Annotated in this window: 17 protein-coding genes; 14 read left to right on the top strand and 3 right to left on the bottom strand. The window is 65.2% G+C overall.

The genetic code is table 11. The features are described from left to right. Window positions 1–389: 389 nt before the first annotated feature. The 4 genes from CT676_RS38730 (at window position 390) to CT676_RS38745 (ending at window position 3089) form a co-directional block, all read left to right on the top strand. Window positions 390–944, top strand: coding sequence for a TetR/AcrR family transcriptional regulator (locus tag CT676_RS38730; RefSeq protein ID WP_244623440.1), 555 nt, complete (start codon window positions 390–392; stop codon window positions 942–944). Window positions 945–995: 51 nt separating this feature from the next. Next, the gene (locus CT676_RS38735; protein WP_135216835.1) at window positions 996–2189 is read left to right on the top strand and encodes an MFS transporter; all 1194 of its coding nucleotides are present in this window, start codon (window positions 996–998) and stop codon (window positions 2187–2189) included. A gap of 140 nt (window positions 2190–2329) precedes the next feature. After that, window positions 2330–2749, top strand: coding sequence for a DUF4118 domain-containing protein (locus tag CT676_RS38740; protein WP_085401324.1), 420 nt, complete (start codon window positions 2330–2332; stop codon window positions 2747–2749). Window positions 2750–2882: 133 nt separating this feature from the next. Then, a complete protein-coding gene (locus tag CT676_RS38745) occupies window positions 2883–3089 on the top strand; it encodes a hypothetical protein (RefSeq protein ID WP_085401334.1) in 207 nt (68 codons plus the stop codon). A gap of 83 nt (window positions 3090–3172) precedes the next feature. Here the strand turns inward: CT676_RS38745 and CT676_RS38750 are convergent, their stop codons facing one another. Then, window positions 3173–5563: a TonB-dependent siderophore receptor gene (locus tag CT676_RS38750; protein ID WP_085401323.1), complete on the bottom strand. Its 2391-nt coding sequence runs from the start codon at window positions 5561–5563 to the stop codon at window positions 3173–3175. A gap of 386 nt (window positions 5564–5949) precedes the next feature. After that, a complete protein-coding gene (locus CT676_RS38755; protein WP_028148254.1) occupies window positions 5950–6927 on the bottom strand; it encodes a LysR family transcriptional regulator in 978 nt (325 codons plus the stop codon). A 119-nt stretch (window positions 6928–7046) separates the two neighbouring features. On the opposite strand from CT676_RS38755, the gene CT676_RS38760 reads away from it, so the two are divergent. The 9 genes from CT676_RS38760 to CT676_RS38800 all read left to right on the top strand — a co-directional run bounded on the left by CT676_RS38760 (window position 7047) and on the right by CT676_RS38800 (window position 16394). Beyond that, entirely contained in the window at window positions 7047–8084 is a 1038-nt protein-coding gene (locus tag CT676_RS38760) for a class 1 fructose-bisphosphatase (protein ID WP_085401322.1), read from the top strand. Between the two features lie 12 nt (window positions 8085–8096). After that, window positions 8097–8972, top strand: a complete 876-nt coding sequence (locus CT676_RS38765; protein WP_063984965.1) for a phosphoribulokinase — start codon at window positions 8097–8099, stop codon at window positions 8970–8972. Window positions 8973–8988: 16 nt separating this feature from the next. Beyond that, window positions 8989–11010, top strand: a complete 2022-nt coding sequence (gene tkt / locus CT676_RS38770) for a transketolase (RefSeq protein ID WP_135216836.1) — start codon at window positions 8989–8991, stop codon at window positions 11008–11010. Window positions 11011–11024: 14 nt separating this feature from the next. Next, window positions 11025–12110, top strand: coding sequence for a class II fructose-bisphosphate aldolase (fba, locus tag CT676_RS38775; protein ID WP_063984963.1), 1086 nt, complete (start codon window positions 11025–11027; stop codon window positions 12108–12110). Window positions 12111–12141: 31 nt separating this feature from the next. Then, window positions 12142–13602 carry a form I ribulose bisphosphate carboxylase large subunit gene (locus CT676_RS38780; protein ID WP_085401320.1) on the top strand — a complete coding sequence of 487 codons (1461 nt, stop codon included), beginning with the start codon at window positions 12142–12144 and terminating at the stop codon, window positions 13600–13602. A gap of 11 nt (window positions 13603–13613) precedes the next feature. Further along, complete coding sequence (locus tag CT676_RS38785; RefSeq protein WP_085401319.1) at window positions 13614–14021, top strand: ribulose bisphosphate carboxylase small subunit; 408 nt, start codon at window positions 13614–13616, stop codon at window positions 14019–14021. Between the two features lie 98 nt (window positions 14022–14119). Then, window positions 14120–15055, top strand: coding sequence for a CbbX protein (gene cbbX, locus CT676_RS38790; RefSeq protein WP_085401318.1), 936 nt, complete (start codon window positions 14120–14122; stop codon window positions 15053–15055). After that, complete coding sequence (gene rpe / locus CT676_RS38795) at window positions 15052–15789, top strand: ribulose-phosphate 3-epimerase (RefSeq protein WP_085401317.1); 738 nt, start codon at window positions 15052–15054, stop codon at window positions 15787–15789. Before cbbX ends, rpe begins: the two co-directional genes overlap by 4 nt. Window positions 15790–16181: 392 nt before the next feature. Next, a complete protein-coding gene (locus CT676_RS38800; RefSeq protein WP_028148245.1) occupies window positions 16182–16394 on the top strand; it encodes a hypothetical protein in 213 nt (70 codons plus the stop codon). Between the two features lie 31 nt (window positions 16395–16425). On the opposite strand, the gene CT676_RS38805 is transcribed toward CT676_RS38800, so the two are convergent. After that, complete coding sequence (locus CT676_RS38805; RefSeq protein ID WP_085401316.1) at window positions 16426–17262, bottom strand: universal stress protein; 837 nt, start codon at window positions 17260–17262, stop codon at window positions 16426–16428. 194 nt (window positions 17263–17456) lie between these two features. Here CT676_RS38805 and CT676_RS38810 point away from each other — a divergent pair, with 194 nt between their 5' ends. Further along, window positions 17457–18992 carry a Do family serine endopeptidase gene (locus CT676_RS38810; RefSeq protein ID WP_063984957.1) on the top strand — a complete coding sequence of 512 codons (1536 nt, stop codon included), beginning with the start codon at window positions 17457–17459 and terminating at the stop codon, window positions 18990–18992. Window positions 18993–19170 lie beyond the last annotated feature (178 nt).

Below are 19170 nucleotides of genomic sequence, written 5' to 3' on the forward strand. Positions count from 1 at the left end.
GGATTCCCCGCTTGCCGCCTACGCTAAAGCTTCGGCGGCCCTGGACCTCAGCCCCGGCGAAGCCTTGGCGTAGCCGGGTCGCGGGGAATGACAGTGGTATTTGGAGGACGACGCCGATGCCCCTTGCTCCGTCATTGCGAGCGCAGCGAAGCAATCCAGAGCCTTTCCGCGGAGGGATTCTGGATTGCTTCCGCCTTCGCTGAAGCTTCGGCGGACAAGTCGCTACGCTCGCAATGACGATGGGGAGAGAGCGTGCCCTCCATCCACCCCCATTCACAGCCACGTGCCTTGATTCGGGAACAATCATTCCCTATTATCCCGCAATGCAAAAAGCCGCGCGCCGTCCCCAGCCTGCTGCTCGTCCACCCGGCCGTCCCCGGGAATTCGACATGGACACTGCGCTCGACCGCGCCGTACGCGTATTTTGCGAGCGGGGTTATCATGCCACCTCGATCGGCGACCTGACCGCCGCCATGCGGCTTGCCACCGGCAGCGTCTACAAGGCGTTTCGCGACAAGCAGGCCGTGTTCCTGGCCGCTTTCGAGCGCTATGCCGTGGTGCGCCGGGAGCAGACCCGCAGCGCGGCCGCGCGCGGCGCCAACGGTCGCGAGCGACTGCGCCATATGTTGCTGTCCTATGTCGAGCACTCCCAGGGGATCGAGGGCCGTCGCGGCTGCATCGTGGTCGGCGGCGCGGTCGAGCTCGCCGCGCTCGATCCGGACGTCCGCGCCCGCGTCAACGCCCAGCTCGAGACCAACGAGGCCTTCATCGCCGGCCTCATTCGCGAGGGCCAGGCCGATGGCTCGATTCCCGCCCATGTCGCGACCGACGACACCGCGCGGCTGATGATCTGCATCACGCAGGGAATGCGCGTCGTCGGCAAGGCGCGCCTGCCGCTCGACGGCGAGCGCCTGGTCGGCGTCGCGATGAAACTGCTCGCCTGAATTTGTGTCATATTAGGGAATGATCATTCCCGATATCTGGAGTCTGTTGGAATGACGATGAATGCCACGATCGAGACCGCACCCGGGCCGGATGCGGTGTCGCAACGACTGACCTTCGTGCTTGCCGCGGCCTGTGGCATGGTCGCCGCCAACGTCTACTACGCCCAGCCGCTGATCGCGCCGATCAGCGCCGCGCTCGGCCTCTCGCATGCGGCGGCCGGGCTGATCGTCACCATGACGCAGATCGGCTACGGCGTGGGGCTTCTCTTCATCGTGCCGCTCGGCGACCTCGTCGAGAACCGCGCGCTGATCTGCTCCGTCATCACGCTCGGCGCCGCGGCGCTGCTGGCCGCCGCGTTCGCCACCCACGCGCTGCCGTTCCTGATCGCCGCGCTGTTTATCGGCCTCGGCTCGGTCGCCGTGCAGATCATCATTCCCTACGCGGCACACCTTGCGCCGGAAGCCATTCGCGGCCGCGTCGTCGGCAATGTCTCGACCGGATTGATGCTGGGCATCATGCTGGCGCGACCGGTGTCGAGCTTCGTCACGGCAGCACTGTCATGGCACGCGGTGTTCTTCATGTCCGCCGCGCTGATGATCGTGCTCGCGGCGGCGCTGTGGACGACGCTGCCGAAGCGCAAGCCGGTTGCGCGCATGCATTACGGCACGCTGCTGCTGTCGATGCCGCATCTGGCCCGGACCACGCCGCTGCTCCGGCGCCGCGCGCTCTATCAGGCGAGCCTGTTCGGTGCCTTCACCCTGTTCTGGACGGTGGCGCCACTCCAACTCGCCAGCGAATTCGGCTTCTCCCAGCGCGGCATCGCGCTGTTCGCGCTGGCCGGCGTCGCCGGCGTGTTCGCCGCCCCGATCGCGGGACGGCTCGCCGATCGCGGCCATAGCCGCATCGCGACGCTGGTCGCCATGCTGCTCGCGGCCGCCGGCTTCCTGGTGACTTATATCGGCGCGGCCGGCTCGATGCTGAATCTCGCCTGCCTGGTCGTGGCCGCGATCGCCATCGATATCGGTGTCCAGGGGAACGTCGTGCTCGGCTTCCGCGCCATCTTCGCGCTCGGGCATGAGCACCGCAGCCGCCTCAACGGCCTCTATATGGCGACGTTCTTCGCCGCCGGCGCTGCCGGCTCTGCGGTCGGCGCCTGGGCCTTCGCGCAAGGCGGCTGGACGCTGGCGTCGGCCATTGGCCTTGCTCTGCCCGTCGCCGGCTTGCTCTATGCGGCGACAGAGTAGCGGTACGATCGTGCCCGCGGCCGTTTACCAAGCCCTGGATACGTAGCCTAGCACCGTGCGATTTCCGTCTCGCGGTTTCCCTGCGGCTGTAGTACTTTGGTCGCAAGCGAGCCCGGTTAACGGGCGGCAGGGGGAGGCTGATGAGGCGTGCGGGACTGGTTGGCGTACCGCGAGTACGGCCATGGTCGTGGCAGGCGTTTCTGCTCGGATTTGTCGTCGTCGCCGTGTCGGCCGCGCTTCAAGGCGTCTGCGTCGCACTCGGCGCAAAGCTCTATTTCGCGGCGTTCCTGCCCAGCCTGTTCGTGCTCGGAATCGTCGCGGGCGCGCCGGCAGCGGCGTTCGCCGCGCTGCTCACCGTTCCGCTGGTGTGGTGGGCGTTCATCCCGCCGTTCTTCCAGTTCATGCCGCTCTCCAGCGCGGGCGCGGATTCCATCAACCTGTTCTGCCTGCTCGCGGTGCTCTTGATCGGCCTTGCCGATCTCTGCCGCGAGACGATGGCAATGATCAGCCGCGGTGGACTGAAGCCCTCGGGCGAGAGCACGGCAACGAATTCGCAATAAATCCGCTTCGCGCGGAAGCGGCGCGTTGCGCCGGCGCAACAGTCCGGCAACCATCCGCGAGCTTGGCGCGCGCCGCTAACTTTTCGAAAAAGATTTGGCCGCAATTTCTCCCCCGGGAATGACGAGGGAGTTTTTGAACATGAACGGTCACGCCATCTTTGAGAATGTGCGCCGCTATCGCGGCATCGCATCGCTCTATCGCCAGACCGCTGCATTCCGCCCGGGCCAGAGCTGGTCGCTTCTGGAGCAGGCGAGCGAATGGGAAGCGCGGGCGCTGTCGGAGCTGGAAGCCTATTTCGCCGCGCGCACGGATTACGCCGCCGTCCAGCGCGCTGCCTGATCGTTAACCATCACAGGTTTTTGTATCCATGACGAACGGCGCGAACGACACGCGATGGGACGCAGACGTTCGCGCCATAGCCGTCAGAACCGGTAGCTCGCCTGAACCCTCACGGTGCGGCCCTGGCCGGGCGAGATGTTGTTGTTGCCGTCGGCGGACGCCCAATAGCCGCGGTTGAAGATGTTCTCGACCGTGAGCTGCGCCCGCCAGTTGGCATCGATCGTGGCGTAGACGCCGGCATCGAAGCGCACGAAGCTCGGCAGTCTCACCGTGTCATCCGACGATGCAAAGGAATCGCCGAAATAGATGATGCCGAGCGCGGCCGCCCACATCGGCGTGAACTGGTACTTGTTCCACCAGGCGAACTGATTGTACGGCACGAGCTGCACGCGATTGCCCGGCACCACGGTCGCCGACGTCGCGCTGGTGATCTTCGCATCGGTATAGGCATAACCGAGCGTGGACTGCCATTGCTCGGTGACGTAGCCGACGAGGCTCGCCTCGAAGCCGCGCGTCAGCGTGCTGCCGGAGGGCAGGAAGAAGCCGGGATTGTTGCCATCCGCGATCGGTTGGTTGGTGCGGTTGAGGTTGTAGATCGCGGTCGAGAACAGCAGCCTCGGATTGATGTTCCACTTCATGCCGACCTCGGTGTTCTCGAACTTCTGCGGCTGCAGGATCAGCGTGCCGTCGTTGAGCGAGGAGAACTGGTCGCCGGAGGCGGGCAAATAGGAGATGCTGTAGGCGGTGTAGACCGACATCGTCTCCATCGGCTTGAGGAGGACGGCCGCTTGCGGCGAGACCAGATTGTCGGTGCGGTTGCGGTTGAGGTTGGTGTTCATGTCCAGCGCCGACATCTCGAAGCGGTCGAACCGCGTGCCCACGATGAGCTGGAGCGCGCGTGAGAATTCGATGGTGTCGCGCAGGTAGCCGGACTCGACGTTCAGCGCATATTTACTGTTCGAATCCGGTGTCGTGACGCCATCGGTGTTGGTGCCGGTGAAGTGGTGGACGAAGGTGACCGGTCCGAAATAGGTCGGAGCGAACGGGTTCTGCACGATCGTGTTGGTACCGTTCGGAAAGACGCCGGTGTTGCGGATGTCGACACCGGTTTGGCGGCCGAACTCGGTGCCGAAGCCCACGGTGTGCGCGATCGGCCCGGTCCAGCCCTTGTAGGTGAAGTCGGTCTGGTTGAAGAAATTGTCGCGGTTGGTCGTGTGCTGATAGGCGCCAAGGTTGACCGCGGTGTCGGCTGCGTTGACGGCACCGGCGAGCGGCCCGCCGGTGGGATAGACATTCTGGTAGAACTTCTGGTAGTCGGCCGCCATCGTGCCGTTGCGCACCGACAGTCCGTTCTGGAAGTCGTGCTCGATGATCGCCATGCCGGTCTGCACCGTGGCTTGCGCGGTATTGAGGCTGGGGCTGCCGAAGAACGTCTGGAGATTGCCGTTCGGCGCGAACGGCGTCGTCGGATTGAAGCGCGTGACGCCGCCGGGAAGGCCCTGCGAGGGATTGCCGCGATCGGCGGTGCGGCCGTCGTGGTAATATTCGTAGGACAGCTTGATCTTGGTGAAGTCGTCGGGCTTCAGCGTAACGGTCGGGTTGATGCCGTAGCGTTCGAGATGGTTGAAGTCGCGGAACGCATCGCTGCCCTCGTAGAACACGTTCAGCCGGGCTGCCACGTTGTCGTTGACGGCTTGGCCCGCGTCGAGCGTGACGCGCCGGTCGCCCCACGAGCCCGTCTGCCCCGTCGCCTGGTAGATGCGGGTGCCATCGGCCTCCTTGAGGGTGCGGTTGAGCACGCCGCCGCCGGCGCCGCGGCCGAAGGTCAGGGCGCTCGGGCCCTTCAGCACCTCGATGCTTTGCGCGTTGTACAGGTCGCGGAAATATTGCACGTCGTCACGAAAGCCGTTGACGAAGAAGTTGGCGCTGGAATCGACGCCGCGGATGACGAGCTCGTCGCGATTGCCTTCGCCCTGGTGGACGGCGACGCTCGGGACGTAGCGCGTGACATCGGTCAAGCCCTGATAATTCTGGTCGCGGATCTGCTGCTGGGTGATGACGGAAAGCGATTGCGGGATGTTGACGATCGGCGTGTTCGACTTGGTGGCGACGGAGGTGCTGTTGGCGAAATAGCCGACGGTGCCGGTGCGCGCGTCCTGCGATGGCATGAAGGGCTGTGGCGCGGCGGTCGTCCCCGGCCGCCGTGCCGTTTGCGTCCGGCGGCTCCGCGTGCCGCTCGACCGGCGTACGGCCGAAGCGGGATTGGTACGGCGCTGTGCTTCCGGCGCGGTCACGGTGACGGATGGAATCGTCACGCCTTGTGCGGGCGTGGATTGCGCAAAGGCCTGCGGACTTGCGAAGAACGCAGCTGACGTCATCAGCGCGGTCAACACGCCTCCGATACCCGAAAAATTGCGCTTGGACATGTAGCTTGCGGCAGACAAAAGCTCTCCCGCGGCGGCGATGTGGCTCATCGCGCCCTCCCTGACTCTTTCAAAACTCGCCCGGATTCCCCATTGCACGGCCGGATGCGGGGCAAGGAGCATCCGTGCACGCGAAGTCACTGTGTGCATGAACAAAGTGACCGTGCGGCCATTCCGCGCAGGATGATTTGAATCGTTCGAAACTTGTCGGGTTCCAGGCGGTCACATGTTTCGGCGCGCCGGCAGGATCCGTGGCGACTACGGAGTTATCTCGGCGCCCGCGTGTGCTAGCAACAGGCCGATCGAGATCTCCTGCGTCGGCCGGGCCAAGCGATGACCACCTTCAACCGCATCTTCACGACGGAGCGTCTGCTCCAGATCATCGTCGTTCTGGCCGCGACGATCGCGATGAAGCTGATGGGGTGAGTATCGGCGGGCTATTGTCCGCCGAACTCGGGCACGTCGGGCAAATAGTTCGAGCCCTCGGAGCCGAGGAAATCGAACATCGCCTGCGCCGGTGGCAGCAGCACCTTGTCGCTGCGGCGGATCACGTACCATTGCCGGACGATCGGAAGGCCCGCGACATCGAGCACGATGAGACGACCTTCGGCGAGCTCATGCGCCACCGTGTGGGCCGAGATGAAGGCGATGCCGAGCCCGGCGATGACGGCCTGCTTGATGGTCTCGTTGCTGCTCATCTCCATGCCGATGATCGGCTCGAGATCCGATCTCTGGAACATGCCTTCCATCAGCGTGCGCGTCCCTGATCCCGGCTCGCGGGTGAGGAAGGTCTCGTGCACGAGGTCGGTCAGGTTGAGGCCGGAATCCTTCCCCAGCCAGTGTCCCTTGCGCGCGACGATGATGTGCGGATTGCGCCCGAGCTGACGCACGTCGACGCTGACGTCGGCCGGTGGCCGACCCATCACGGCGAAATCGAGATCGTAGCCGTGCATGGCCTCGCGGATCTCCTCGCGATTGCCGATCGTGAGCTTGATCTCGATCTTCGGATGCCGCTTCGAGAACGCCGCGATCGCATGCGGCACGAAATATTTCGCGGTCGAGACCGCGCCGAGATGCACCGTGCCGCCGGTCCGTCCAGCGAGCAGATCGAGCGCGCCCTGGCAGTCCATGATCGCGGCCTCGACGCGTTCGGCGAGCGCCAGCACCTCCTTGCCTGCCTCCGTCAGCAGCATGCCGTCGCCGGTCCGCTGCACCAGCGGCAGGCCGGCGAGGTCCTGGAGCTGCCGGAGCTGCTGGGTGACGGCAGGCTGGGTCAGGCCGAGCTGGCTCGAGGCCGCGGTGACGCTGCCCTTCGCCGAGAGCGCCGCAAGCGAGCGCAGCTGCCGGATCGTCAGATGCCGGAGCTGGGCCGCCGCATGGCCGGGGCCATTATAAGAAAATTCTTTGGCGCTCATTATGAATAGAAATTTTCCTTATTAAGCCGCCCCTGTCAATCTCCTCGCGTTAGGACCGACCGCACCGACCTCCAGCGGGGAGGGAACTGGATGCGGCGCCCGCAAGGGGATGGACGCAGATGACCGGGCAACTCAGGTTGGACGACCACCTTCAACGGTATTCCGAGACGGCGCCGCATGCGCTGGCAGTGGCAGCCGCAGTCGACGCCATCGCAGCGGCGGCGATCGAGATCGCCGACCTCATTGCCACCGGCGATCTCGCGGACGCATCGGGCCTGACCACGGGCCGCAACAGCGACGGCGATCTCCAGCGCGATCTCGACGTCCAGGCGGATGCGATCCTGCGCCGCTGTCTCAGCAGACTGCCGATCGCAGCGCTCGCGTCGGAGGAGATGCGCGAGCCGCAAATCGGCGACCGCGAGGCAAAAATCTGCGTCGCGATCGATCCGCTCGACGGCTCCTCCAACATCGACATCAACATGACCGTCGGCACGATCTTCTCGATCCTGCCTGCCCCGGATGACCTGGCTCTCGCCTTCCATCAGCGCGGCTCGGCGCAGCTTGCTGCGGGGTTCGTCACCTATGGGCCGCAGACCTCACTGGTGCTCACGCTCGGCGACGGCGTCGACATCTTCACGCTCGACCGCAGGGCGGGCTGCTTCCGCCTCGCGCGCAACGCCGTGCAGATCTCCGAGACGTGCGAAGAATTCGCGATCAATGCGTCGAACCGCCGCCACTGGGATACGCCGGTCCGCGCCTTCGTCGACGAATGTCTTGCCGGCGTCGAAGGGCCCGCCAACCACAATTTCAACATGCGCTGGATCGGTTCGCTGGTTGCGGAGGCCTACCGAATCCTCACCCGCGGCGGCGTGTTCCTCTATCCCTCGGACGCGCGCCCCGGCTATGGCGACGGCCGCCTGCGCCTCACCTACGAGGCGCACCCGATGGCCATGATCATCGAACAGGCCGGCGGCTCCGCCACGACCGGGCGCGAGCGCATCCTCGAGCTATCGGCGCAGAGCCTGCACCAGCGCGTGCCGCTGATCATGGGCTCGAGCAACGAGGTGCAGCGCGTCGAGGAACTGCATTGCGATCCGCTGCTGGTCGCCAGCATCTCCGCACCGCTGTTCGCGCGGCGCGGCTTCTTCCGGCTGTGAGCGAGGCGACCCATGTCCAGGAAGCATCCGATCATCTCCATCACCGGCTCCTCCGGCGCCGGCACCACCTCGGTCAAGAAGACGTTCGAGCAGATCTTCTTCCGCGAGAAGGTCAACGCCGTCTACATCGAGGGCGACGCCTTCCATCGCTATGATCGTGCCGAGATGCGCACGCAGATGGCGCAGGAGGCCGAACGCGGCAACAAGCATTTCAGCCATTTCAGCCCCGAGACCAACCTGTTCGAGGAGCTGGAGCGTGCCTTCCGCGACTATGGCGAGACCGGCACCGCGACGACGCGGCACTATGTCCATGATGCCGAGGAGTCCGCACTGCACGGTACGGCGCCCGGGACCTTCACCGAGTGGGAGCGGCTGCCGGAAAACTCGGACCTGTTGTTCTACGAGGGCCTGCACGGCGCCGTCGTCACCGACAAGGTCAATGTCGCGCGCTACGCCGATCTCAAGATCGGCGTCGTGCCGGTCATCAATCTCGAATGGATCCAGAAGCTGCACCGCGACCGCAGCGCCCGCGGCTATTCGACCGAGGCCGTCACCGACACCATCCTGCGGCGGATGCCCGACTACATCCACTACATCTGCCCGCAATTCACCGAGACCGACATCAACTTCCAGCGCGTGCCGACGGTGGACACCTCCAATCCGTTCATCGCGCGCTGGATCCCGACGCCGGACGAATCGATGGTCGTGATCCGCTTCAAGAATCCGCGCGGCATCGACTTTCCCTATCTGCTGTCGATGCTTCCCCACAGCTGGATGTCCCGCGCGAACTCCATCGTGTGTCCCGGCGCGAAGCTCGATCTGGCGATGCAGCTGATCCTGACGCCGCTGATCATGCAGTTGATCGAGCGCAAGCGAAATCTGAAGTGAACAGGGAGAGAATTCGATGAACATCTCCGTCCACGCTGAAGCCGACATCACGGCAGTCACACACAACGATCTCGCCAATGCCGTCCGCTTCCTCGCGGTCGACGCGATCGAGACCTCGCAGTCCGGCCATCCCGGTCTGCCCATGGGCATGGCCGATGTCGCGACCGTGCTGTTCTCGCGGTTCCTCAAGTTCGACTCCGCGCACCCCAACTGGCCGGATCGCGACCGCTTCGTGCTGTCGGCGGGGCACGGTTCAATGCTGCTCTATGCGCTGCTGCATCTCACCGGCGGCGACGTCAGCCTGGACGACATCAAGGCGTTCCGGCAGTGGGGCTCGAAGACGCCGGGCCATCCGGAATACGGCCACACGCCGGGTGTCGAGACCACGACCGGCCCGCTGGGGCAGGGGATCGCGACCGCGGTCGGCATGGCGCTCGCCGAGCGCATGGCCAATGCACGGCACGGCGACGGCCTGGTCGATCACTTCACCTATGTGATCGCGGGCGACGGCTGCCTGATGGAAGGCATCAGCCAGGAGGCGATCTCGCTCGCCGGTCATCTCCAGCTCGGCCGGTTGGTCGTGCTGTTCGACGACAACGGCATCTCCATCGACGGGCCGACCTCGCTGGCCACTTCCGATGATCAGCTCGCGCGCTTTGCGGCGTCCGGCTGGTCGGTCCGCCATGTCGACGGCCACGACTCCGAAGCGGTTGCGCAAGCGATTGCCGAAGAGCGTGAGAGCACAAAACCGTCGCTGATCGCCTGCCGCACCATCATCGGTTATGGCGCGCCGGACCGCCAGGGCACCGAGAAGGCGCATGGCGCGCCGCTCGGCACTGAGCAGACGGCAGCGGCGCGCCGGACGCTCGGCTGGGACTACCAGCCCTTCGTGGTACCGATCCCGATCCTCAAGGCATGGCGGATGATCGGACAGCGCGGGCAGGTCGAGCGTCTTGCCTGGCTCGACCGCTACGAAGGCGCGACGGCCGCGCAGCGTGAGCTGTTCATCGAGGGCAAGGCCGTTGCCCTGCCGGAGGCCTATGCCCAGGCCTCGGCGAAATTGCGCGAGCGCTTTGCCAGCGAGCGTCCGAAGCTGGCGACGCGGCAAGCCTCGCAACAGGTGCTCGACGGCATTGCCGGGACAATTCCCGGACTGGTCGGCGGCTCGGCGGACCTGACGCATTCGAACCTCACGCATGCCAAAGCGCAGACTCCGGTGGCGCGTGGTGCGTTCGCCGGCGGCTACATCCACTACGGAATTCGCGAGCACGGCATGGCCGCCGCGATGAATGGCCTCGCGTTGCATGGCGGATTCATCCCCTATGGCGGCACCTTTCTCGCCTTCTCCGACTACAGCCGGCCGGCGATCCGTCTTGCGGCGTTGATGCGGCTGCGCGTCATCCATGTGATGACCCACGACTCCATCGGTCTTGGCGAGGACGGTCCCACGCATCAGCCCGTCGAGCATCTCGCGGCGCTGCGCGTCATCCCGAATCTTCTGGTGTTCCGCCCCGCCGACGCGGTCGAGACGCTCGAAGCCTGGGACTGCGCGCTTGAGGCGGAAGATCGCCCCTCCGTGCTGTGTCTGTCGCGTCAGGCGCTGCCGACATTCCGCAGCGACGTGCGCGGCAGGAACCGTGTCGCGCGCGGCGCCTACCTCATCGTCTCGCCGGACGGCGGTCGCGACGTCACGTTGATGGCGACCGGCTCCGAAGTCTCGATCGCGCTGGAAGCCGCTCGCCTGCTCGCGACGGAACACATCCGCGCCGCCGTGGTCTCCGCGCCCTGCTTCGCGCTGTTCGAGGAACAGCCGGAGGACTACCGCGCCTGTGTGCTCGGCACCGCCCCGCGCGTCGGCATCGAGGCCGCCGTAGTCGGCGATTGGCATCGCTGGATCGGCACTGACGGCGAGTTCGTCGGCATGCGGGGCTTCGGCGCCTCTGCGCCGGCGCCCGTGCTCTACCGCGAATTCGGCATCACGCCGCAAAGCATTGCCGAAGCCGCCCGGCGGGCGATCACCCGCGCCGGCAAGCCATAACAGGAGGAATCTTCGTGGCCCGTATCACCCTTCGTCAGCTGCTCGATCACGCCGCCAACCACGGCTACGCGGTGCCGGCGTTCAACATCAACAACATGGAGCAGGGTATTGCGATCATGCAGGCCGCGGCCGAGGTCGATGCGCCCGTGATCATCCAGGCCTCGCGCGGCGCGCGCAGCTATGCCGGCGATCTCATGCTCTCGCACATGATCGACGCGCTGGAGCGGACCTATCCGGACATTCCGCTCTGCATGCACCAGGACCACGGCAATGACGAGGCGACCTGCGCCTCCGCCATCGCCCACGGCTTCACCTCGGTCATGATGGACGGCTCGCTCAAGGCCGACGCCAAGACCGCCGCCGATTACGACTACAATGTCGACATCACCCGCCGCGTCGTCGATCTCGCGCATTGGGTGGGCGCCTCCGTCGAAGGCGAGCTCGGCGTGCTCGGCTCGCTCGAGCATGGTGGCGGCGAGCAGGAGGACGGCCACGGCGTCGAGGGCAAGGTCAGCCACGACCAGCTCCTCACCGATCCCGACCAGGCCGTCGACTTCGTCCGCGCCACCAAGGTCGATGCGCTCGCGATCGCGATGGGCACGTCTCACGGCGCCTACAAGTTCAGCCGCAAGCCTGATGGCGACATCCTGGCGATGCGGGTTGTCGAGGAGATTCACCGCCGCCTGCCGAACACGCATCTCGTGATGCACGGCTCCTCTTCGGTGCCGCAGCCGCTCCAGGACATGTTCAACCAGTTCGGCGGCGAGATGCCGCAGACCTGGGGCGTGCCGGTCGAGGAGATCGTCCGCGGCATCAAGAGCGGCGTACGAAAGGTCAACATCGACACCGACTGTCGCCTGGCGATGACCGCGGTGTTCCGCAAGGTCGCCGCGCAAACGCGCTCCGAGTTCGATCCGCGCAAATTCCTCAAGCCTGCGATGGATGCGATGCGCGAGCTCTGCCGCGATCGCTTCGAGCAGTTCGGCACCGCGGGCCACGCCAGCAAGATCAAGGTCATTCCCTTGAGCGAGATGGCGCGGCGCTATCGCGCCGGCGAGCTCGATCCGCGCATCGGCGCCCGCGAGTCGGTCGCCGCCTAATCATTCAGAGAGAGAAGAGCAGGAGAGAGCCATGAATGCACACGCAGGAACCGTCCGGGGCAAAGAGCGCTATCGATCGGGCACGATGGAATACGCGCGCATGGGCTATTGGGAGCCCGACTACACGCCGAAGGACACCGATGTCATCGCGCTGTTCCGCGTGACGCCGCAGGAGGGCGTGGACCCCATCGAGGCGTCAGCGGCGGTTGCCGGCGAATCCTCGACCGCGACCTGGACGGTGGTGTGGACCGATCGCCTGACCGCTGCGGAGAAGTATCGCGCCAAGTGCTACCGTGTCGATCCGGTGCCCGGCACGCCGGGCTCGTACTTCGCCTACATCGCCTATGACCTCGACCTGTTCGAGCCCGGCTCGATCGCCAACCTGTCGGCCTCGATCATCGGCAACGTGTTCGGCTTCAAGCCGCTGAAGGCGCTGCGTCTGGAGGACATGCGCTTCCCGGTCGCCTATGTGAAGACGTTCCAGGGGCCGGCGACCGGCATCGTGGTCGAGCGTGAGCGGCTCGACAAGTTCGGCCGGCCGTTGCTGGGCGCGACGGTGAAGCCGAAGCTCGGCTTGTCCGGGCGCAACTATGGCCGCGTGGTTTACGAGGCGCTCAAGGGCGGGCTCGACTTCACCAAGGACGACGAGAACATCAACTCGCAGCCCTTCATGCATTGGCGTGACCGCTTCCTCTATTGCATGGAGGCCGTGAATCGCGCGCAGGCGGCGTCCGGCGAGGTGAAGGGCACCTACCTAAACATCACCGCGGGGACGATGGAGGACATGTACGAGCGCGCAGAGTTCGCGAAAGAGCTCGGGTCGTGCATCGTCATGATCGATCTCGTGATCGGCTACACCGCGATCCAGTCCATGGCGAAATGGGCACGGCGCAACGACATGATCCTGCATCTGCATCGCGCCGGTCACTCGACCTATACGCGGCAGAAGAGCCACGGCGTGTCGTTCCGCGTCATCGCGAAGTGGATGCGGCTCGCCGGCGTCGACCACATCCACGCCGGCACGGTGGTCGGCAAGCTCGAGGGCGATCCCAATACCACGCGCGGCTATTACGACGTCTGCCGCGAAGACTTCAACCCGACCAAGCTCGAGCACGGCCTGTTCTTCGACCAGCACTGGGCGAGCCTGAACAAGATGATGCCAGTCGCCTCCGGCGGCATCCATGCCGGCCAGATGCACCAGCTGCTCGATCTCCTTGGCGAGGACGTCGTGCTGCAATTCGGCGGCGGCACCATCGGCCATCCCATGGGCATTGCGGCTGGCGCGATCGCCAACCGCGTGGCGCTCGAAGCGATGATCCTCGCCCGCAACGAGGGGCGCGACTACGTCCATGAAGGTCCAGAGATCCTGGCCAGGGCGGCAGAGACCTGCACGCCGCTGAAGGCTGCGCTCGAGGTCTGGAAGGACGTCAGCTTCAACTATCAATCCACCGACACGCCGGACTTCGTGCCGACCGCGTTGGAAACCGTTTGAGGAGATGAGATATGAAACTGACCCAGGGCTGCTTCTCGTTCCTGCCTGATCTGACCGACGACCAGATCACGAAGCAGTTGCAATATTGCCTCGCCAATGGCTGGGCGGTGAATATCGAGTTCACCGACGATCCGCATCCCCGCAACACCTATTGGGAGATGTGGGGCCTGCCGATGTTCGACCTCCAGGACGCCGCCGGCGTGATGATGGAGCTCGCCGAGTGCCGCAGGGTCTACGGCGACCGCTACATCCGCATCAGTGGATTCGACTCCAGCCATGGCTGGGAATCGGTGCGGATCTCGTTCCTCGTCAACCGCCCGCCGCAGGAAGCCGAGTTCGACCTGGTGCGGCAGGAGGTCGGCGGACGTGCGATCCGCTACACCACCGTGCGCCGGCCGGCCGCGCACGCGTCGACCTAGTCATTCCTCTCCGCGCGGAGCACTCCCTGCTCCGTTTCCTTGGCGGACCACTGCTTCGCCGCTCCCCCCGCGGCGAAGCTCTTTTCTTCGAGGTGCCGATGCTTGATGTCCCTCATGCGACGACCGCTGAAACCAGCGAGACCAGCTTCGATCTCCGCAAGGAGGCCGAGGCGGCCGGAATCACTGACACGCTGCAACAGCTCGAGCAGGAGCTGATCGGCCTCCGGCCGGTCAAGAACCGCGTGCGTCAGATCGCGTCACTGCTGCTGATCGAGCGCATCCGCCAGCGTGCGGGACTGGCATCGTCGCCCCCGACACTGCACATGTCGTTCACCGGTAATCCGGGCACGGGCAAGACCACGGTGGCGCTGCGCATGGCAAAGATCCTGCACGGCCTCGGTTTCGTGCGGCGCGGGCAGGTGATCTCGGTGACGCGCGACGATCTCGTTGGCCAGTATATCGGCCATACCGCGCCGAAGACGAAGGAGATATTGAAGAAGGCGATGGGCGGCGTGTTGTTCATCGACGAGGCCTATTATCTGCACCGGCCTGACAACGAGCGCGATTACGGCCAGGAGGCGATCGAGATCCTGCTCCAGGTGATGGAGAACCAGCGCGAGGACCTCGTCGTGATCCTCGCCGGCTATGGCGAGCGGATGACGAGCTTCTTCGCCTCCAACCCGGGCTTCCGTTCGCGCATCGCCCATCACATCGACTTCCCGGACTATGCGGAAGCCGAGCTTCTCGTCATCGCCGAGCTGATGCTGAAGGAGCGTGGATACCGCTTCTCGGCGGCGGCGCGCGGGGCCTTCGAAAAATACATCGCACTGCGCCGGACCCAGCCCTTCTTCTCCAACGCGCGCTCGATCCGCAACGCGGTCGATCGTATCCGCCTCCGCCAGGCCGATCGCCTCGTCTCCGATCTCGACCGCATGCTCGATGTCGCCGATCTCGAAACGATCGATCCGACGGATGTCCTTGCGAGCCGCGTTTTCAGCGGTGGTGCGGACGCGCAGAGGAGTGCGAAGTCATGACGGGAGAAATCCTCATCGCGCCTTCGATCCTGGCCGCCGATTTCGCGCGCCTCGGCGAGGAGATCAGGGCTATTGATGCTGCCGGCGCCGACTGGATCCACTGCGACGTCATGGACGGACATTTCGTGCCGAACATCAGCTATGGCGCCGACGTCATCAAGGCGATCCGGCCGGCGACGGCGAAGATCTTTGACGTGCATCTGATGATCGCGCCTGTTGATCCCTATCTGGAGGCGTTCGCAAAGGCAGGCGCCGACGTCATCACGGTTCATGCCGAAGCCGGCCCGCATCTGGACCGCTCGCTCCAGGCCATCCGTGCGCTCGGCAAGAAGGCTGGCGTCAGCCTGTGTCCGGCTACACCGGAAGCCGCGATCGAATACGTGCTTGATCGTCTCGACCTCGTGCTGGTGATGACGGTCAATCCCGGCTTCGGCGGCCAGTCCTTCCTCGACTCCCAGATCGAGAAGATCAGGCGCATTCGAAGCATGATCGGCGACCGGCCGATCCGGCTCGAGGTCGATGGCGGCATCACGCGCGACAATGCCGCCGCTGTGGCTGCCGCGGGCGCCGACACCCTCGTGGCAGGATCGGCCGTGTTCCGCGGCAAGAGCAGCGCCGATTATGCGGGCAACATCGCCGCCATCCGCGCTGCTGCGGAGGCCGGCAGGGTTCCGAAGCTGCAACATGGTTCGGCGCAGACGATCCGGGCCGGCGAGACCGCGCTCACCCGGTAGAATACGGCATACCGGCGTGGCAGAGCCGGCGTCGCACTGGTTGTACCATGGCGTGCCATTCCGTCCGAGGTTCTACAGGGCACGCTGCACGGCGCAGCGGGCCTTCCTCGCGCTAGAGTTCTGCGCAGAAATGCAGGGCAATCTCATCGGGTGGCCGGAATCGATCGAACGGTATCTTGATCTGATCGGCATCTCCGTCGCGCGCCAGCGCTACGCCTGGCCAATGAGTTCCACGTGGGGTTCTCCGATAGGAACCAATGGAGGCCTGCGCGTTTCCCAGACGTTAACCCAGGTTGCGCGGGGCGCCTCGCACGCAGTAAATGTTTTGCATAACCGCCATCGGCCTGACGTAAATCAGGGCAATAAGCTCAGTGAATGCGAGGGAGGGTCTCATGGAGAACGTACGTCGCTACCGGGCGCTGGCGTCTCTCTGTCGTCAGCAGGCGGCCTATCGGCCGCTCCAGAACTGGCAACTCCTTGGGCAAGCCGAACATTTCGAATACCTCGCCGAGATTGCGCTGAAGGCGCATTTCGACGCGTGCAATGCGCAACCCGAGGACGACGCCATCGCCACCGCGCCATTTGAGACCCCCGCCGCGGCGTGAGCGCGTCGGTCCGTTGCGGATCATCTCTCGATCAATGCGACATCAGCGTCGGGACCGTCATGGCTTCCAGCATGGCGCGGGTGACGCCGCCGAGGAAGCGTTCCTGCAACCGCGAGTGGCCGTAGCCGCCCATGACCAGGAGATCGAGGCTCTCGTCGGCGGCCAGCGACAGGATGGTCGGCTGGATGTCGGAGCGCGCCGCCGACAGGCTGACGGTGCGGGTCGACAATCCGCGCCGGCCGAGGTGTCTTGCCAGATGGCTTGCTGAGACCTCGTCGGGAACCGCGTCGGCTTCGTTGATCGTGATGATCACGATCTCCTCGGCGCGGGCCAGGAAGGGAGCGGCGTCGCGCATCGCGCGAGCGGCGAGGCGGCTGCCATCCCAGCAGATGCCGATCCGGTTCGCCCTGAATGACCCACGAAAGGTGTAGGGCAGGAACAGCACCGGTCCGCCCGCCTGGAACAGGATCTCGCCGGGCATATCATTGTCGAATGAGCCTTGCGCCGGATCGGGCTGCAGCACGATGCTGAGATCGTGGAGCCGCGCCATCTCGCCGAGCGAGCCGGCTGCGTCCGCGGGGATTGCGCCGAGCGGGTGGCAGGTGCAGGAGATGCCGGCGTTCGTGGCTTCGCTCCGAAATATCGCCAACGCGGCCTCGGCACGCTCCACCGCGCGCTCGCGCTCCATCTCGAACACCGCCGCTACGGCGGCACCGCCATCCAGGACATAGGCAGTGCTGCTCGCGACGTACCCGACGGCGACCGCGTCGACGTGTGCGTTGAGTCTCGCCGCGAGCGAGATCGAGCCGTCGATCACCGCGCTCATCGGGCGCTCGGTCGGGATGTGGACGAGAATGTCTTTGTACATGGCGCGCCTCCGGTGGACATCATCCAGTGGCCGCAGTCTATCACGGCGCACGGGGCCTGCGTTGAGCCGCATCAAATGTGCAGCCCTGATTTTCGCGGCACCTTTGCCAAGATTTAATCGGACGGACGGGACGCCGTAAGGTGACGATGTCCATGTTGGTTGCAAGGCGACTTACCCAACATGGACATTTCGACATGAACGATCACGTCAATTCCGACACCACCACGTCCCGCAAGATCTTGAAGCCGCGCCGGCTTGCGCTGCTGGGCACCGTGGCCGCGCTTGGCGTGGCCGTGCTCGCTGCCTCTCCCGCCTCTTCGCAGTTCGGTCTGAATTCCTTCATCGGGCCGGCCCAGGCGGCGGAAGCCGCCGCGACGCCGCCGGGCTTCGGCGATCTCGTCAGCAAGGTCAAACCCGCCGTCATCTCGGTGCGGGTCAGGATCGACCAGGACAATGACAAGAGCGCGATGCTGCAACAGAACCGGATGGATTCGGACGAGGATTCGCCGTTCGACCAGTTTTCGCGGCAGTTCGGCTTCCGCGGCCCGGGTGGCATGAACGGCATGCCGCGCCAGCGCCACCAGATGATCACGGGCGAGGGTTCCGGCTTCTTCATCTCCGCCGACGGCTATGCCGTGACCAACAACCACGTCGTCGATCACGCCGAGTCGGTACAGGTGACCATGGATGACGGCACGAGCTACACCGCGAAGGTGGTAGGCACCGATCCGAAGACCGATCTCGCGCTGATCAAGGTCGATGGCAAGAGGGACTTTCCGTTCGTCAAATTCTCCGACCAGAAGCCGCGCATCGGCGACTGGGTGGTCGCGGTCGGCAACCCCTTCGGCCTCGGTGGCACCGTGACCGCCGGCATCGTCTCGGCCAATGGTCGCGACATCGGCAACGGTCCCTATGACGACTTCATCCAGATCGACGCGCCGATCAACAAGGGTAATTCCGGCGGTCCGGCCTTCGACATGAACGGCAACGTGATCGGCGTGAACACCGCGATCTTCTCACCCTCCGGCGGTTCGGTCGGTATCGGCTTCGACATTCCGGCTTCGACCGCGAAGCTCGTCGTCGCGCAGCTGAAGGACAAGGGCTCGGTCACCCGCGGCTGGCTCGGTGTGCAGGTGCAACCGGTGAGCGCCGAGATCGCCGACAGCCTCGGCCTCAAGGAGGCGCGCGGCGCGATCGTGGACAATCCGCAGGACGGCAGCCCCGCGGCGAAGGCCGGCATCGAGGCGGGCGACGTCATCACCGCCGTCAACGGTACCGCGATCAAGGACTCCCGCGATCTCGCCCGCACCATTGCCACCCTGGCGCCGGGCACGTCCGTGAAGCTCGACGTCTTCCACAAAGGCGCGAGCAAGACGGTGACACTCGCCCTCGGCGAGTTGCCGAACGAGCGGCAGGCCAAGGCCGGCGAGGGCAAGGCGCAGCCGAACACCGGCACGCCGCGCCTCGGTCTCAGCCTGGCGCCGGCAGGCGACGTCCAGGGCGCGGGCCAAAAGGGCGTGGTCGTGACCGAGGTCGATCCGCAGGGACCCGCCGCGCAGCGCGGCATCCAGACCGGCGACGTCATTCTCAATGTCGGTGGCAAGGCCGTTGCCAATGTCGGTGACGTCCGCTCCGAGCTGGCGCAGGCCAAATCGTCCGGCAAGAACAGCGTGCTGTTGCAGGTGAAGAGCCAGGAAGCGACGCGGTTCGTCGCGGTGCCGCTGGCCTAAGCCTCGCGCTTCCCGCGGCAAACTCAAAAGGCGGCCTGCGGGCCGCCTTTTTCGTGCGCGTCTGGAAGATTCCCACAGGTGCCGATAACATTCTCGTTAACGGCAGCGTTGATGACGGGTTCGTCCGAAAAAGCCGCGTTCGCTCGTCACAGTTCGGAATCACGTGTTGGGCTTTGGC

It is taken from the genome of Bradyrhizobium sp. MOS001 (genome assembly GCF_004634465.1).
Taxonomy (GTDB): domain Bacteria; phylum Pseudomonadota; class Alphaproteobacteria; order Rhizobiales; family Xanthobacteraceae; genus Bradyrhizobium; species Bradyrhizobium barranii.

Bases quoted from the DNA above. Each gene is read 5' to 3' on its own strand.
- CT676_RS38730 (WP_244623440.1), top strand. From the start codon at position 390: ATGGACACTGCGCTCGACCGCGCCGTACGCGTATTTTGCGAGCGGGGT.
- CT676_RS38735 (WP_135216835.1), top strand. From the start codon at position 996: ATGACGATGAATGCCACGATCGAGACCGCACCCGGGCCGGATGCGGTG.
- CT676_RS38740 (WP_085401324.1), top strand. From the start codon at position 2,330: ATGAGGCGTGCGGGACTGGTTGGCGTACCGCGAGTACGGCCATGGTCG.
- CT676_RS38750 (WP_085401323.1), bottom strand. From the start codon at position 5,563: ATGAGCCACATCGCCGCCGCGGGAGAGCTTTTGTCTGCCGCAAGCTAC.
- CT676_RS38755 (WP_028148254.1), bottom strand. From the start codon at position 6,927: ATGAGCGCCAAAGAATTTTCTTATAATGGCCCCGGCCATGCGGCGGCC.
- CT676_RS38760 (WP_085401322.1), top strand. From the start codon at position 7,047: ATGACCGGGCAACTCAGGTTGGACGACCACCTTCAACGGTATTCCGAG.
- CT676_RS38765 (WP_063984965.1), top strand. From the start codon at position 8,097: ATGTCCAGGAAGCATCCGATCATCTCCATCACCGGCTCCTCCGGCGCC.
- tkt (WP_135216836.1), top strand. From the start codon at position 8,989: ATGAACATCTCCGTCCACGCTGAAGCCGACATCACGGCAGTCACACAC.
- CT676_RS38780 (WP_085401320.1), top strand. From the start codon at position 12,142: ATGAATGCACACGCAGGAACCGTCCGGGGCAAAGAGCGCTATCGATCG.
- CT676_RS38785 (WP_085401319.1), top strand. From the start codon at position 13,614: ATGAAACTGACCCAGGGCTGCTTCTCGTTCCTGCCTGATCTGACCGAC.
- cbbX (WP_085401318.1), top strand. From the start codon at position 14,120: ATGCTTGATGTCCCTCATGCGACGACCGCTGAAACCAGCGAGACCAGC.
- rpe (WP_085401317.1), top strand. From the start codon at position 15,052: ATGACGGGAGAAATCCTCATCGCGCCTTCGATCCTGGCCGCCGATTTC.
- CT676_RS38800 (WP_028148245.1), top strand. From the start codon at position 16,182: ATGGAGAACGTACGTCGCTACCGGGCGCTGGCGTCTCTCTGTCGTCAG.
- CT676_RS38805 (WP_085401316.1), bottom strand. From the start codon at position 17,262: ATGTACAAAGACATTCTCGTCCACATCCCGACCGAGCGCCCGATGAGC.
- CT676_RS38810 (WP_063984957.1), top strand. From the start codon at position 17,457: ATGAACGATCACGTCAATTCCGACACCACCACGTCCCGCAAGATCTTG.